The organism is Prevotella sp. oral taxon 317 str. F0108 (assembly GCF_000162415.1).
Lineage (GTDB): Bacteria > Bacteroidota > Bacteroidia > Bacteroidales > Bacteroidaceae > Prevotella > Prevotella conceptionensis.
Genome location: NZ_GG740073.1, coordinates 524455 through 539439, shown reverse-complemented (window position 1 = coordinate 539439; position 14985 = coordinate 524455). Strand labels below are relative to the sequence as shown.

Sequence of the window (14985 nt, the reverse complement as noted above, 5' to 3'; positions counted from 1 at the left end):
TATGATTTATAGGGCTTTCCTGAAGATGAATGTTGTTGACGAATTTAAATAAAAAGCACATGAGATATTTATTGTTTAGCTTAATGTTGCTGTTTGCTGTCGGTGCCAAAGCCATTAAAGTGACGCATGGCCCTTGGATTTGCGACATGGACAGCACGGGTACTACAATTGTTTGGGTAACCGACGTTCCTGGAATGTCGTGGGTTGAGATTGCTCCCGACTCCACAGACCATTTCTATGGAAGGGCGCGGCAACGCTATTACGATGTGTTGGCCGGAAGAAAGGTGCTGACGGATAGTGTGCATCGCGTGCGTATCGAGGGCTTGAAACCTGATACGAAATATCGTTATCGGGTGTTTACGCAGGAGGTTGCCGAATGGCGCTACGATGATTGGGTTACATTGGGAAAGACGGCATGCACCGATGTGTGGCGCGGAAAACCGCACGAGTTTAAGACTTTCCCTGCAAAGCCGCGCGAAGTGACGTTCCTTGTGCTGAACGATATTCACGAACGCGCGCAGTTTATGAAAGAATTGTGTAAGAATGTAGACTTTAAAAAACTGGACTTTGTGTTGCTCAATGGCGACATGTCTAACCGTTTGAGGAACCAACAACACATGATGGAGGCTTATTTGGACACCTGCGTACGTATGTTTGCAACGCACACGCCTTTATTCTTCAATCGCGGAAACCATGAACTGCGCGGACAGTTTGCCGATTACCTTTATCGCTATTTTCCCACGAACAATGGCAAGTACTATCGCGTGCAACATGTGGCAGGCATAGACTTCTTGTTTATTGATACGGGCGAGGATAAGCCCGACGAGGATATTGAATACAGCGGTATTGTGAACTACGACCAGTATCGTGAGGAAGAGGCCAGGTGGTTGCATGGCCTTCGCGAAAGTAAACAAGTGGGGAAACATCCCTTAATCGTGTTTTCTCACATTCCGCCGACGCTACAAAAGTGGCACGGCCCTTATCATTTGCAGAAGACTTTGATGCCCGAACTCAATAAGATGAACGTGTCGGTGATGCTTTCTGCCCATCTTCACGCCTTTGGCTATCAGGAACCAAATGAGGTTATTAATTTCCCCAATCTGGTAAACAGCAACAACACCTATCTGCTTTGCCGCATTGCAAATGGTAAAATGGAGGTGGACTACGTGGGACTGAAAGGAAAAGACAAGAAACATTTCACGTTCCCATTGAAATAGGGAACAAGTTTCTCTTGAAGAAGAAAAACATGTTTTGGGTGAAGTAGGGAAGAAATTGTGATGAAGGTGGGGAGGAAACCTTGATAAAAGCAGGAAAGAAATTGTGATGAATGTGGGAAAGAAACTTTGATGAAGGCAGGGAACGGCCTTGGAAGGCACATGTGTTCCATGCAAGTTGTAGAGCGTATCGTGCAATAACGTGTGCGCCTGCCAACACTGGCTCAGCCCATTTGGCAACCCATGTTAACAATAAGTCCTGTGCAACATGTCGTTGCACAGGATTTATTGTTGGTGGATTAGCCCGATGTCCTTCTCCCAAGATGGCTCTTTTTCAGAGCAACACCGTATCTCTGTTTAGGGCGTTAGGGTGTTATAATGGCTGAAACGACTGGACTAAAATTCTGCAACATCAGCTTGATAACTGAGTTTGGCATTATAGTCAACTTTGTCTAGGCCATCTACTCTGCCTTCTAACCCAATCTAATAGTTAAATCTCTTACGGTTAATGTTCGTCCATTTATTGAAGAATATGCTTATATGCTTTCAAGAGAAACCCTTTGTCATAATCTATCTCATGCTCAATTCCTTCTTTGAAAGCCCATTCGTATTCTGGTTTATTTGGAACATCTAGCAAGTCAGCCATCATTTTCCCATTTGTGTCACCGGGAATGTATATCTGATTACAGAAATCCTCCCAAAGATTTTGATCTTTAACGGCTTTATAATACTCATGAAGTTCTTCTTTTGTCAGTACTGGCTCATAGTCTTCTACGTTTATGTGGTAGTCATTTTCAAGCTTTGCACGTATACTATCCAAGTTTTCTTTCTCATTCCTGGTTAAGTTAAAATGTATTGCTTTCAATGACACTTTGTTTTCGTCCCTTGCAACATCTTTCCAATGGGCTTGCAAAACGTCATGCGGAAAAAGTTTTTCTCCGCCATTCATTGATTCATATATTGATTGAGCGATTTCTGCGTTGTGCTTGAAACGGAATGCTTTTACTTGTGAGAGGTCGTTAAAGTTTATATCCATAGGACACTGATAGACAAAACCGCGCTGTCTGCCGCTTCGAGGAAAAACTTGCAGGCCTACCGTAGAAAGAAACTCTTGATTATGAAGGGTTTTGAAGTCTCGATAAAAATCTATGTCGTAATAATACAATACCCCAGGCTCATGGATTTCATCTGTCAAAGGCGAATATGAATCTGTTTCCCAATCATATTTTTGAGTGGCAAAGAATAGGGCCACATTCATATCGCTAGTCAGGTCTAATAGTCCCGATTTGTTATAATAATGCTGAATTAAACCATATAGATTCATTTCGAAACGAACAAGTTCGCCATTAAGCACAACACCTAAATCCAGAAGTTGCACTAGTGGATGAGACAAGATTAAGTAGAACATCTCATCTCCATGAATCATGTAGTCTAAGAAATATTTCTTTTTTGTATTCCTAAACAAACTTGGTTTACAGGGGTTATGAAATTCTGTCTCACCTCTGAACAGGAACTTACGATTTCGCAGATTTGGTTTGAGAGAATATCGACCAGACATAAGTTTGTTCATAATAAACTTGCTGTCGTCTGCATCATTAAAGTATGCTGCATATGGGTATTCAAGACTATCCGGTGGTATAATGCGAATGTTTGGCTCCTCAAATGGTTTGGTAAAGTCTGGAAAGGGATAACTAATACGGGCTTTTTGCCTTGTTTTATCATTAGCTAATGCTTCCTTCTCGTGCTCAAGGATATAAGCACTTGCTTGCAAAATGTTTTCAAAAACATATTCGTTTCCTATAACCATAGTGTTGAAAATAAAATGAGCTCAATTTATAATGTGGTGAGCAGAAGCTATACCCCTTAGTCTTGGCATCTTTCGAATGATCAATCCCTTGTTCATCCTACTGCTTCTCCCAGCAGTGTGGCGCTAGTACTGCCCGTTATCCGCACCTTTACATACTCGCCAATATGGTGGTTACCCTTGTCGAACACCACCATCTTGTTTTGTTCGGTTCGGCCGCAAAGCTGTTCGCGACTGCGCTTCGACGGCCCTTCAACCAACACTTCGCGAACGTTTCCCACCTCGGCGTGGTTGGCGCGAGCCGAGTTCTCGTTCTGAACCATAATCAATTCGTTCAGGCGACGTATCTTCACGTCTTCGGGAACATCGTCGGGCAGATGTTTCGAGGCATAAGTGCCGGGGCGTTCGCTGTACTTAAACATAAAGGCCGAGTCGTAACCCACTTCGCGCATGATGCGGAGCGACTCCTCGTGGTCGGCCTCCGTCTCGCCGTGATAGCCCACAAAGATGTCGGTCGACAAACCGCAGTCGGGCACTAGCTCGCGAATGGCCTTTACCCGGCTAAGATACCATTCCACGGTATATTTGCGGTTCATCAGTTTCAGCACTTTGTCGCTACCGCTTTGTATGGGCAAGTGTATGTGCCTGCAAACGTTTGGAACCTCGGCAATAACGCGCAGTGTGGCATCGCTCATATCCTTTGGGTGGGGCGTAGAGAAACGAATGCGCATTGTGGGAACCGCCTCGGCCACCAGTCGCAGCAGTTGGGGGAAGTCTATTGTTTGTCCCTCTTCGTTCACAAACTGGTAGCTGTTAACGTTCTGCCCCAATAGCGTAACCTCTTTGTAGCCTTGTTGTTGTAGGTTTCGCACCTCGTTAAGGATGCTATCCACATCGCGCGACCGCTCTCTACCGCGCGTATAAGGCACGATGCAATAGTGGCAGAAGTTGTCGCAGCCGCGCATGATGCTCACAAAGCCGCTAATCTTGGCCAATGCCACGCGTTTCGGCACCACATCCCTGTAAGTTTCGGTCTTCGATAGGGCGATGTCGATGGCCTTGTTGCCCGCTTCTGCCTGCGCAATCATGTCGGGCAGGTTCAGATACGAGTCTGGTCCGGCCACCAACTGGGCGTGGTGGTTTTCAATCAAGTCGTCTTTCACGCGTTCGGCCATGCAGCCCAGCACGCCCAAAATCACCTTTCGGCCCTTCTTTTGCTCGGCGTGCAGCGTGTCAAGTCGGTTATAAATCTTGTTCTCCGCATTCTCTCTCACGCTGCAAGTGTTCATAAATATGGCGTCGGCATCGGCTTCGTCTTGGCACATTTCGTAGCCAGCCATCTGCATCACCGCAGCCACCACCTCGCTATCGGCCACGTTCATCTGGCAGCCGTAGGTCTCAATATATAGCTTTTTCATTACTCTTGTTGTAGGAAAAGTGTGTTAGGCTATGCCTAACCGTTGTTATCGTGGTGCAAAGGTACTACATTTTTCGGGAAATAGGGTAGGCCGAAGGGCAGAAAGTGATGCCGTTGCATGTGTTGCCGCCTCCCCTTTCCTCTTCACCGTTGTGGTTGGCACTGTGCACTTTGCCCATCCTCTGCATGTACAAAATGCACTTTTCGTTGTCTTTTTATTGGCAAAACGCTTGGCTGTTGCAAAAAAATAACCTAAATTTGACCCAGAGTTAAATCAATAAGATTATTACTATACTAACGCTTTACACATCTATGAAGACAGATTTCGAGATTGCCCGTGAGGCTACACTGTTGCCTATTAACGACATTGCCGCAAAGGCCGGCATTTCTGCCGTTAAGTTAGAACCCTATGGCAAGCATATCGCCAAAGTTCCATACACGCTCATCGACGAAGAGCGCGTAAAGAAATGCAACCTCATCTTGGTTACATCCATTACGCCCACCAAAAGCGGAAACGGTAAAACCACGGTCAGCGTGGGCTTGGCCCTGGGCATGAACCGCATAGGGAAGAACGCCGTGGTTGCTTTACGCGAACCCTCGCTAGGCCCATGCTTTGGCATGAAGGGGGGAGCTGCTGGCGGCGGATATGCACAGGTGTTGCCGATGGAGAAGATTAACTTGCACTTTACGGGCGACTTCCACGCCATCACTTCGGCCAACAACATGATTGCTGCCCTGCTAGACAACTATATTTACCAACACCAAGACGACGGATTCGGCATGAAAGAGGTGTTGTGGCGGCGCGTTCTCGATGTGAACGACCGCAACCTGCGCACCATCGTTACGGGATTGGGCGGAAAAACCGACGGCATCGTTACCGAAGGGGGCTTCGACATCACGCCCGCCTCGGAGATAATGGCCATCTTCTGCCTCGCAACAAGCGAAGAGGACCTGCGCCGCCGCATCGACAACGTGTTGCTGGGCGTAACGCTGCAAGGCAAGCCCTTCACCGTTAAAGACCTGGGCGTGGGCGGTGCCATCGTCGCCATCCTGCACGATGCCATCCATCCCAATATGGTTCAGACCATCGAGAATACGCCGGCCTTTATCCACGGCGGTCCCTTTGCCAACATCGCACACGGCTGCAATAGCGTGCTCGCAACTAAGATGGCCATGACCTTTGGCGACTATGCCATCACGGAGGCGGGGTTCGGCGCCGACTTGGGCGCCGAGAAGTTCTTCGACATCAAGTGCCGAAAGGCGGGCATCTCGCCCAAACTAACCGTTTTGGTGGCCACCGCGCAGGCGTTGAAGATGCACGGCGGCGTGAACGAAAAGGAAATAAAGGAGCCTAACGTGGAGGGCGTGCGCCGCGGATTGGCCAACATGGACAAGCACATCGCCAACATGCAGGCCTTTGGCCAAACGGTGGTGGTGTGCCTGAACCGCTTTGCCACCGACACCGATGAGGAATTAGACGTCGTTCGCCGCCATTGCGAGGAACTTGGCGTGGGCTTTGCACTCAACACGGCCTTCGGCGAGGGCGGAAAAGGGGCGGAAGACATCGCACGATTGGTGGTTAAAACCATCGAGAAGAACCCCTCTGAACCGCTGCGTATGCTTTACGACGATGCCGACGACATCGAAACGAAGGTGCGTAAGATTGCGCAAAACATATATGGGGCAAATAAGGTGGTGCTGAAACCTGCCGCCAAGAAGAAGTTGGCGCGCATTAAGGAACTGGGCTTAGAGCATTTCCCCGTGTGTGTTGCTAAGACGCAATACTCGTTTTCGGAGGATGCGAAGGCCTACGGACTGCCTACCAACTTCGACATCACCATCCGCGACTTTGTTATCAACACGGGTTCGGAAATGATTGTGGCTGTTGCAGGCGACATCATGCGCATGCCTGGCTTGCCAAAGAGTCCGCAAGCCGAACGCATCGACGTCGTTAACGGCGTAATCGAAGGCTTGTCGTAGTTTTAACGAAGGTGGGTTCCAAGTATATTTAATGTGCATCTTGGAACCCACCTCGCATTTTAAGTGCACACAAACTGTGTTTTCGCTGTTGAATCATACGTACCTATGCCAGTGCTTTGAAGTACTGCATGCAAGAGACAACAGGTAAAGTAATATAAGAAGAAGGAAAAATGAACTTGTTTACCAATAACAGATTGTTGTATGAAGGCAGGGATTCTGGACTTTCCGAAGAAGAAATAAGGCAGTCTTTGGGAGTTGGTGGTAATAAGATCAATAGTTTCATTCAATTTTATCTCATGTTTGATGGTGTCTTGTTCCCAAAGCAGGCAATGATGTTTAGGCATGCGTTTTATTCTATTGAAAAGGGGGATTGGGATAAAATAGAAATAGGATTCTTTTTAAAGCTTGATGATATTGTTAAGGTTAGGAATCTTCAATTACAGGATGACGCTCAGCTAGATTATTTTGTCCAAACCCATATCCCCTTTGCTGATGATGGATGTGGTAATGATATTTGGATAGAGGTTTCAACGGGGGTAATTAAAGCATTTTATCATGAGTATTCATTGGAAGAAGGATTGATAATGGTTGCTCCTAGCTTTGATGTTTTCTGTTCTTCTTTAGAAAATTGGGTGTTTAATAATAATACGTAACGTACTACCATATAAAAACATATTTTAGTGTCCCGAATACATCAACCCGTCAACTTAAAAAACTCACCTCCGCATTAACTCGGCAATTCACAAACCCATCAACTCCCAAACGCCCATACTTATAAACTCATCAGCTCAAATAACTCATCAACTCAAATAACTCATCAGCTCAAATAACTCATCAGCTCAAATAATTCATAAACTCATAAGCTCAAATAACTCACCAACTCAAATAACTCACCAACTCAAATAACTCACCAACTCAAATAACTCATCAACTTATCAACTCAAATAACTCATCAATTCAAATAACTCACCAACTCAAATAACTCATCAGCTCAAATAACTCATCAGCTCAAATAACTCATCAGCTCAAATAACTCATCAGCTCAAATAACTCACCAGCTGAAAACTTAAAATATTATCTTTTATTTTACAAGTGCGCTCTAAATTTCACTCCGTTCTAGCGAAAATTTAGGCTGTAAAGTGGGTAAATAGTCACTATTTTTAGTCTTTCACGCCTTTTGTTTTGTCTGTTTTTAGGAGCGAAACCTGCATTTTGCACCATTTTGCCTTTCTAGTTTGGTTGCCAACTCAAAATTTCTCAAGCCCAATTACGCACATTTAGCCCCTAAAATCCCACTTTTTAACGGTCGTTTTGCCCTTTTTGACCATGTTTTTGATGGTTCTGAAAGGTTTTATTTATACTATTCCTGTGTATTTTTATGCTTATCTCCTTGCGTTTAGCACCAAAATGCACTGCGTTTAGCACCAAAACGCGCTTCATTTAGCACCAAAACACACTGCATTTAGCACCAAAACGCACTGCATTTAGCATCAAAACGCACTGCATTTAGCACCAAAACACACTGCAATTAGTAGCAAATGACCTCCAAAAGCGCGCAAATGGCGGTCTTTTGAAATAAATATTCATTTTGCCGCATTCACAGACAACCCCTATTTTGCATCAAAATGAACCCTCGTGAGAATCGATTTTTTGGCAAGTGGGGTGAGGTGGTGGATAAAAAGGGCAGCCATAGTGTTAAAAGCCGTACGGAAAAGCAGACAAAAAACGAGGCGGTGGCAGGCGGGTTAATGAGTTTCAGGCATTTGGTTAATTAAGCTAGCGGGGCTTGTTTATCTTATCTAGTTCTCCTAGTCAGACGGGTCAGACGGGTCTGACAGGTCTGACAAGTCCGACAAGATTTACTAGAATTTCTAGTTATTAGCCCAACAAACCGCACACGTTCATTAGCAGATACGGTCGCACTTGTCATTGACAAGTAACAAGTTAACGAGTTAACAAGACTGGTGGCGCAACCTTTCTTTCACCTTCGCCAGTGGACAAGTAGATAAGTTGACAAGCGAGCAAGGCGCAGCCATCTTTTCACCTTTTCAATTTTTCACCCTTTCACCTTTAAGGGCGCAGCCATCCTTTCACCCTTTCACCCTTTCACCTTTAAAAGTCCTTTTCACCCCTTCTTCTCCACATTTTTTGCCCATTAAGCATAAAAAAGTTGGGTTAAAATTTGGTGGCATGCCCGAAAACAAGTACCTTTGCACCCGTTAATTGTCCCATGGTGTAATGGTAGCACTACAGTTTTTGGTTCTGTCAGCGGTGGTTCGAGTCCATCTGGGACAACCTTAGAAGAGGTTCTTTCGAAAGGGAGAGCCTCTTTTTTGTGTTTGTAACTCGGTGAAATGGGGATGGTGGGGCGGTGACAAGGTCAAAGTTATGGCGCGCTTTGTTGGGTTGCCAGTGGTTTAGGCCAGAGATGAAGGTGCGAGTGAGGGCATTAAGAACGCCGTTTTGTAAAGATTTTGCACTGTTTTTTAACATTATGAGTGCCTGTTCTACTCACCAACCTGCCAGCGGTGCTGTTTTTTGCGCGTATTTCGATAATTCGTAAGTGGCTGATTGTCTGCGGCTTGCGCGTTTATAGTGCGCTTTTGGGCTGCTTTTACGTATTTAGTGCCGTTTATATGCATTTTTTCTTAAGGTGGCGAGTTGTTTTTGAGGTTTGTGCCAATTATCGTTAGTTGCGCCTTGTTTTATGGTTTGTTTTTCCGTTTTATCGCTCTTTTTCTCCCGTATTTCGCTTTTTCATGGCATTTTATAGCTTTTAGTGGTGCTAAGTGGTGCATTTCGCACTGCGTTTTGGTGCTAAATGCCTTGCGTTTTGGTGCTAAATGCACTGCGTTTTGCTGCATTTTGCACACCTAAATGGTGCATATGGCAGAACAAAAAGTGTTGTTTTTTGCGCATTTTTATGCTTTTCGGAGCGATGATTTTTTGGGTTTGCGTCGCATTTGGGAAGACAAAATAGGGCTAAAACATAGCAAATGGCATGTCGTGTGGTGCACGGTCAAGGTCAAAAACTGGTTTTAGCGGTGCGTTTTCTATGCTTTTGGGGTGCGATTTCTTCTAGAAGGGTGAGCCCGCAGGAGTGTGTTTTGTAAAGAAAAGCAAGAAATTTAACACTTACCATCGACTATTTGATTTCTAGATAAAAGAAATAGGGGCGTTAATGCAATGTAAGTAAAATAAAATAACTAACTTTGTGCACTTTCCTTAATGGCCTTTATGCTCTGCATTGTGGGCCTAAGTGGGGCTGTTTGTTCGCCTGTTTCTCAGGTAATTGTAGTATAATTATTTAAATATGAAACGATATTTTGTTGTTTTGATGGCCCTTGTGGCGGTGCTGTTGGTGTCATCGTGCGCTAAGAATGAGGGCAAGTGCACTTGTGGGCGTGGTGAAAAAGGTAGTGATACGGTGGTGGTGCTCAGTCCTAAACGCCTTGATGTTAAGAGTAAAGACGATGTTTCGCTCAGAGTGGTTGATGCAGATTATTGTCTGCATTTTACCAAAAAACTGCTTAACTACATCGTGATGGATGTTAAGTTTAAGTGTAAGGGTAATGACGATGTAAGCAGTTCTGCCTTAACCGACTTTGTCAACGGCCCCTTGTATCTTTACTTTTGCAATCAATACGGTAAGATTCTTGCAGATGTTGTGCCTTTGGCAAGCAGCTATAAAGACGACGCTAAGCTGAAAGAAGCCTTGAAAAAGGGTGGGGAGGTGTGCATCTCGTTTGTCGGAATGATACCCAGCGACCTGGCCAAGAACATTGATGGCTTTACCATTGGTTATGATGTTACGTATGCAAACCAGGATTTGAAGGATAAATTTCGCCTCAATTGCAACACCAGTTCGATGGAGCAGGTTGAAAAATGGGATAAATTGATAGACGAACTTGAAACAACCTACCTCAAAGAGCTGGCCATGAACAAGCAAACGGATGAACTTAACCCTACTCAACTTGATTCTGAACGCAGCAAATTGAATGGTAAGAAAGAGCGAATGTGGGCACAAATAGACTCTGCTGTTAAAGCCCATGCGCTCGCCCCAATGCAAATGGTGAGGTTGGGCGGCATACACATGAAGGCGAAGAGCATCGAAGAGGGTGGCTTTCACTAAGATTAGGGATTAGTCGTGCCCGCACTTGGTGCGCCTGTGGCACCATAGTGCAGGCCAAAACCACGGTCGAAAACCTGACCGTAAAGGATGCTATGGGCGATTATGTTGGGCGTTTTGCCAACTGCTATAAAAGGCCAACAGCTCCCGACGGCACCAAGATTACACCCACTCCACTAGATTACAACTGGCTAAACAACGACCTTGCCTTGGCCCTGGTGGTACAACAAGGTTGCCAACTCTATATTCAAGAGCATCAACATAATTGCAGCAACCTTATACGGACATTACGATGGGGATGCTCAACTGCTTTGTGAGCAGGGCAACAAACGCATTCGCCGAATCTTTCAATGCAGAGATAAAGGCTTTCAGGGCGACTTTGAGAGGAGTTGCGGCTATAAAGTTCTTCATGTTTAGGCTTTCAAATATATATACATAGCCCCCACTTATCTTCCGCCGAGCCACTTAGCGTGTTGCGTTTTTCTATCAAACAGGATGACAATGGCTTGTGGTTGAGATAAAAAATAACTACCTTTGCGCCAACGAGACAAAGGCTAAAATCGGCCTAGGGCTAGAAATTGGCCACGTTTCGCTTTCGAATGACAAACCCCTATGATAGAAAAGTATGATTATGAAAAGAATTCTTGTTATCTTTACGGCCCTCATCGCAGTGCATTACCTAACGTCTTGCAGCAGCAACCCGAGCAACCGCGCCGCCAACGAGCAAGAAGAGACGTTCAATGCAAGCGTTATGCTTAAACCAACTACGGTTAAAATAGATGGTTCGTTGTCTGCTGTGCTCGAAGTAGTTGAAGGCGAATACCGCTTAAACTATACCCAGAAACTACTTCGCTACGCCACCATCGCGGTCAAGATAAGGTCTAACGGCAAAGGCAACCCCAACGACGAAACATTTAAAGACTACACCAACGGTCCCCTTTCCCTTGACGTTTGCGACAAGCAAGGCCAATCTATTGCCAAGTTTTCCTCAATAGGAAACAGCTATAAAGACGATGCAAAGCTTAAAGAGATGATGACCAAGAGCGGCGAGTATTGGGTTTCGTTCGACATGATTGTTGAAGACAACCTGCCGAAAGATGCCGCCACCTTTAAGATAGCAACCGTAAACGCCTCTGACTTAAAGGAAGCCTATGCCGATGTGTATGTCTTGTGCAACACTGTTTCTGCTGCAAACGTTGCAAAATGGGATAAATTGTTAGACGATTTTGAAGACAGCTATATCCAGTTAGAGGCGCTAAACAAGAAACTGGCGCGCAAACAGGATGCAGAAACCAAACTTGCCTTTTCTAAACTAGATAAAAAGGTAGACGACTTATGCGACAGCATCAATCGTGCATGCGACGAAAAAGCGTTCGCCCCAATGCAAGCAGTAAGGATTGGCCGCCTATATTCGGAAATTACAAAAAGGGAAGGTACGCCGCATCAATAGTGCGTGGGCTTTCTTTTCCAATCAAACTCCAATCAACTTTTGTTTGTAGTTGAAATAAAACAGCTACCTTTGCGCCAGCAAGAGCGGTGCAGAACAACAGCCTATCGCAAGAAATTGGCCACGTTTCGCCTTCGAACAACAATCCGTTATAATAAAAAACATCGGTTCAAAACACCAACAATTCATAAACGCTAAACATCCTAAACGCAACAAATGAAACTCCTCAAACTCCTCGTATTGGCCATATTGATGCTCGTCGGCGTGGCAGCCTACGCCAAGAACATAATTTCGATACACACCAATAACGTACAACTGGTGCTGGAAGTGAAACCGAACGGGCGGCTCTACCAAGCTTATCTAGGCGAAAAACTAAGCGATGCAACGCCCCTCGACCAGCTTTTTATGCCGCGCGCCAATCAAACTTCGCCCATGTGGGCAGGCTCTGAGGCGTACCCCGTTATGGGAACAGAAGACTATTTTGAACCAGCACTGCAACTTACCCACAACAACGGCAACCCCACTTCGGTGCTTAAATACGTGTCGCATACGCAAACCGCGCGCAACGGAGCCACCGAAACCGTTGTGAAACTGCGCGACGAGAAGTACCCATTAAACGTTAATCTGCACTATTTGGCCTACGCTAAGGAAGACGTTATCTGCCAATGGGCGGAGATTAGCCACGGCGAAAACAAGCCAATAAGCCTGGGCCGCTATGCCTCTGCCATGCTCTATTTCGAAGAACCCACGTATTATCTAACCGAGTTTAGCGGCGATTGGGCGCGCGAAATGCAGATGAGCCAAACCCAATTGAACTTTGGACGCAAGACGATAGACACCCGCCTGGGCACACGAGCCGCCATGTTGGCTTCCCCTTTCTTCGAGGTTGGCCTCGGCTCGCCCGTTTCCGAGAACCACGGTAAGGTGCTAATGGGCACCATCGGTTGGACGGGGAACTTTCGTTTTACATTCGAAGTAGACCACAACAACCAGCTGCGCATATTGGCAGGCATCAATCCCGACGCCTCAACCTATACGCTCGACCGCGGCAAAACCTTTCGCACACCTGAGTTTATCTTCACACTAAGCACCCAAGGAACTGGGCAAGGCAGCCGCAACTTTCAGCGTTGGGCCTTGAACCACAGGTTGTATATGGCGCAAGAAGACCGCATGACGCTGCTTAACAATTGGGAAAACACCTACTTCGACTTCGACGAACAGAAACTGGACAACCTCTTTGGGCAGACCAAAAGCCTAGGGGTAGACCTCTTTTTGCTAGACGATGGATGGTTTGGCAACCGCTATCCGCGCAACGACGACAAAGCAGGGCTGGGCGATTGGCAGGCTAATCGCGCCAAATTGCCTGGCGGAATACCGGCCTTGGTGAAAGGGGCGAACGAGCAAGGCGTGGACTTTGGCATCTGGATTGAGCCCGAAATGGTGAACCCCGAAAGCGAACTGGCACGCAACAAACCACATTGGATATTGCGTTTGCCCGACCGCGAGACTTATCTTTTCCGCCACCAACTGGTGCTAGACCTAACAAACCCCGAAGTGCAAGACTTTGTTTTCGGCGTGATAGACGGGCTAATGAAAGAAAATCCCAACATCAAATTCATGAAATGGGATTGCAATAGCCCCATCACCAACATCTTTTCACCCAACCTTAAAGCACGACAAGGCAACCTATACGTTGACTATGTGCGCGGACTTTACGCCGTTCTCAACCGCGTTCAAGCCAAATATCCCAAGCTTTACATGATGCTTTGTTCGGGCGGAGGCGCCCGTTGCGACTTCGAGGCCTTGAAGTATTTCACCGAGTTTTGGTGTTCAGACAATACCGACCCCGTTGAGCGCATCTACATTCAGTGGGCTTTCTCGCACTTTATGCCTGCAAAGGCCATGTGTTCGCACGTTACCGACTGGAACAAAACTGCCTCGGTGAAGTTTCGTTTAGATGTAGATTTCTCGTGTAAATTGGGCTTCGATCTCGACCTGAAACACCTTTCGCCAAACGATTTGGCTTATTGCCAGGCGGCGATAAAGGAGTATAACCGACTTAAACCCATCATTTTCGCCCCCAATCTTTATCGTTTGGTATCGCCTTACGAAACCAGTCATTGCGCCCTGATGCGCGTAAACGACGAGAAAACGCATGCCCTACTCTTTGCCTACGACCTGCATCCGCGGTATAACGAAACCATCATCAGCACCCGTTTACAAGGTTTAGACCCCGCCGCCACTTATCGCGTGCGCGAAATTTGCCTCATGCCAGGGCAAGAAAGCCATCTGGCCTTCCACAACAAGTGCTTTACGGGCGACTACCTACACAAGGTTGGGCTTAAAGTATTGGGCGGAAACCAGCTCGATAGCCGTATTATCGAATTGGTAAAAGAGTGAAAGCGCATCGCCATGTAGTTGTAAGTGATGGAAAAGACAATTGAGGACAGCATATTAGCACTATCGCCAAACAAGCAATTGCTGTTTGGCATCAGTTGTGTGATAAGGATGGAAAGCTTTCTCGAAAGTTACCTCATAAGCACCAACAAGCGTTGTCGGTTTGACGCAATCAGTCAATTAACAGATAAAATGCTGTTTAATTGCACCCAAGAACTGTTTAATCAAATTGAAACACGTGTTAGTTCTGATGACATAAAGTTGGTAGAACAAATAATACCAGACACAGATGAAGATGGAAGAAACGAGGCGGTTTTGGCACAGAATGCAGCAATAGCACAGGCATATTATCTTGACTTCATCAAGGAGAACGATGCGAAGTACATTGATTACTGCGCAATTAAACTTGTCGAAACAGCAGATATAATTGCGTTAAGTAACAAAAGGATGAGCAACTCAGACGCATTTATTTCTCAAGAACTCGCAGTTCAAAAGCAACTGTTAAGGGTGATACACCACATGGACAGCGGTTTTGACTTGATTGAACTCAACAAATTCAAGCAAAAAATCATGCAACTTAAAGTTGAATGCTAGCAC

General features: G+C 45.9%; 10 protein-coding genes and 1 tRNA gene. 9 read left to right on the top strand and 2 right to left on the bottom strand.

Features of this window, described 5'->3' with window-relative positions; all coding sequences use genetic code 11:
• Positions 1-59: 59 nt before the first annotated feature.
• Positions 60-1217, top strand: coding sequence for an FN3 domain-containing metallophosphoesterase family protein (locus HMPREF0670_RS08715; protein WP_044078004.1), 1158 nt, complete (start codon positions 60-62; stop codon positions 1215-1217).
• A gap of 517 nt (positions 1218-1734) precedes the next feature.
• Here HMPREF0670_RS08715 and HMPREF0670_RS08710 read toward each other — a convergent pair.
• Positions 1735-3021 (bottom strand): FRG domain-containing protein, encoded by a 1287-nt coding sequence (locus tag HMPREF0670_RS08710; protein WP_044078003.1) that lies wholly within the window; start codon positions 3019-3021, stop codon positions 1735-1737.
• Positions 3022-3113: 92 nt separating this feature from the next.
• A complete protein-coding gene (gene miaB, locus HMPREF0670_RS08705) occupies positions 3114-4436 on the bottom strand; it encodes a tRNA (N6-isopentenyl adenosine(37)-C2)-methylthiotransferase MiaB (protein WP_009230794.1) in 1323 nt (440 codons plus the stop codon).
• A gap of 311 nt (positions 4437-4747) precedes the next feature.
• Here miaB and HMPREF0670_RS08695 point away from each other — a divergent pair, with 311 nt between their 5' ends.
• From HMPREF0670_RS08695 to HMPREF0670_RS08660, 8 genes are all read left to right on the top strand, one after another.
• A complete protein-coding gene (locus HMPREF0670_RS08695) occupies positions 4748-6415 on the top strand; it encodes a formate--tetrahydrofolate ligase (protein ID WP_009230793.1) in 1668 nt (555 codons plus the stop codon).
• A gap of 170 nt (positions 6416-6585) precedes the next feature.
• Positions 6586-7068 (top strand): SMI1/KNR4 family protein, encoded by a 483-nt coding sequence (locus HMPREF0670_RS08690; RefSeq protein WP_009230792.1) that lies wholly within the window; start codon positions 6586-6588, stop codon positions 7066-7068.
• Between the two features lie 1571 nt (positions 7069-8639).
• A tRNA-Gln gene (locus HMPREF0670_RS08685) sits at positions 8640-8710 on the top strand.
• A gap of 1018 nt (positions 8711-9728) precedes the next feature.
• Complete coding sequence (locus tag HMPREF0670_RS08680) at positions 9729-10547, top strand: hypothetical protein (protein ID WP_009230790.1); 819 nt, start codon at positions 9729-9731, stop codon at positions 10545-10547.
• Positions 10548-10836: 289 nt separating this feature from the next.
• A complete protein-coding gene (locus HMPREF0670_RS17090) occupies positions 10837-10983 on the top strand; it encodes a transposase (protein WP_410524380.1) in 147 nt (48 codons plus the stop codon).
• Positions 10984-11175: 192 nt separating this feature from the next.
• Entirely contained in the window at positions 11176-11994 is an 819-nt protein-coding gene (locus tag HMPREF0670_RS08670) for a hypothetical protein (RefSeq protein WP_009230788.1), read from the top strand.
• 213 nt (positions 11995-12207) lie between these two features.
• Positions 12208-14391 (top strand): alpha-galactosidase, encoded by a 2184-nt coding sequence (locus HMPREF0670_RS08665; protein ID WP_009230787.1) that lies wholly within the window; start codon positions 12208-12210, stop codon positions 14389-14391.
• 27 nt (positions 14392-14418) lie between these two features.
• Positions 14419-14982 carry a hypothetical protein gene (locus HMPREF0670_RS08660; RefSeq protein WP_009230786.1) on the top strand — a complete coding sequence of 188 codons (564 nt, stop codon included), beginning with the start codon at positions 14419-14421 and terminating at the stop codon, positions 14980-14982.
• Positions 14983-14985: the final 3 nt, after the last annotated feature.

What these genes read in the sequence shown, in the direction of transcription:
- HMPREF0670_RS08715 (WP_044078004.1), top strand. Translation starts at nt 60, where the DNA reads ATGAGATATTTATTGTTTAGCTTAATGTTGCTGTTTGCTGTCGGTGCC.
- HMPREF0670_RS08710 (WP_044078003.1), bottom strand. Translation starts at nt 3,021, where the DNA reads ATGGTTATAGGAAACGAATATGTTTTTGAAAACATTTTGCAAGCAAGT.
- miaB (WP_009230794.1), bottom strand. Translation starts at nt 4,436, where the DNA reads ATGAAAAAGCTATATATTGAGACCTACGGCTGCCAGATGAACGTGGCC.
- HMPREF0670_RS08695 (WP_009230793.1), top strand. Translation starts at nt 4,748, where the DNA reads ATGAAGACAGATTTCGAGATTGCCCGTGAGGCTACACTGTTGCCTATT.
- HMPREF0670_RS08690 (WP_009230792.1), top strand. Translation starts at nt 6,586, where the DNA reads ATGAACTTGTTTACCAATAACAGATTGTTGTATGAAGGCAGGGATTCT.
- HMPREF0670_RS08680 (WP_009230790.1), top strand. Translation starts at nt 9,729, where the DNA reads ATGAAACGATATTTTGTTGTTTTGATGGCCCTTGTGGCGGTGCTGTTG.
- HMPREF0670_RS17090 (WP_410524380.1), top strand. Translation starts at nt 10,837, where the DNA reads ATGGGGATGCTCAACTGCTTTGTGAGCAGGGCAACAAACGCATTCGCC.
- HMPREF0670_RS08670 (WP_009230788.1), top strand. Translation starts at nt 11,176, where the DNA reads ATGAAAAGAATTCTTGTTATCTTTACGGCCCTCATCGCAGTGCATTAC.
- HMPREF0670_RS08665 (WP_009230787.1), top strand. Translation starts at nt 12,208, where the DNA reads ATGAAACTCCTCAAACTCCTCGTATTGGCCATATTGATGCTCGTCGGC.
- HMPREF0670_RS08660 (WP_009230786.1), top strand. Translation starts at nt 14,419, where the DNA reads ATGGAAAAGACAATTGAGGACAGCATATTAGCACTATCGCCAAACAAG.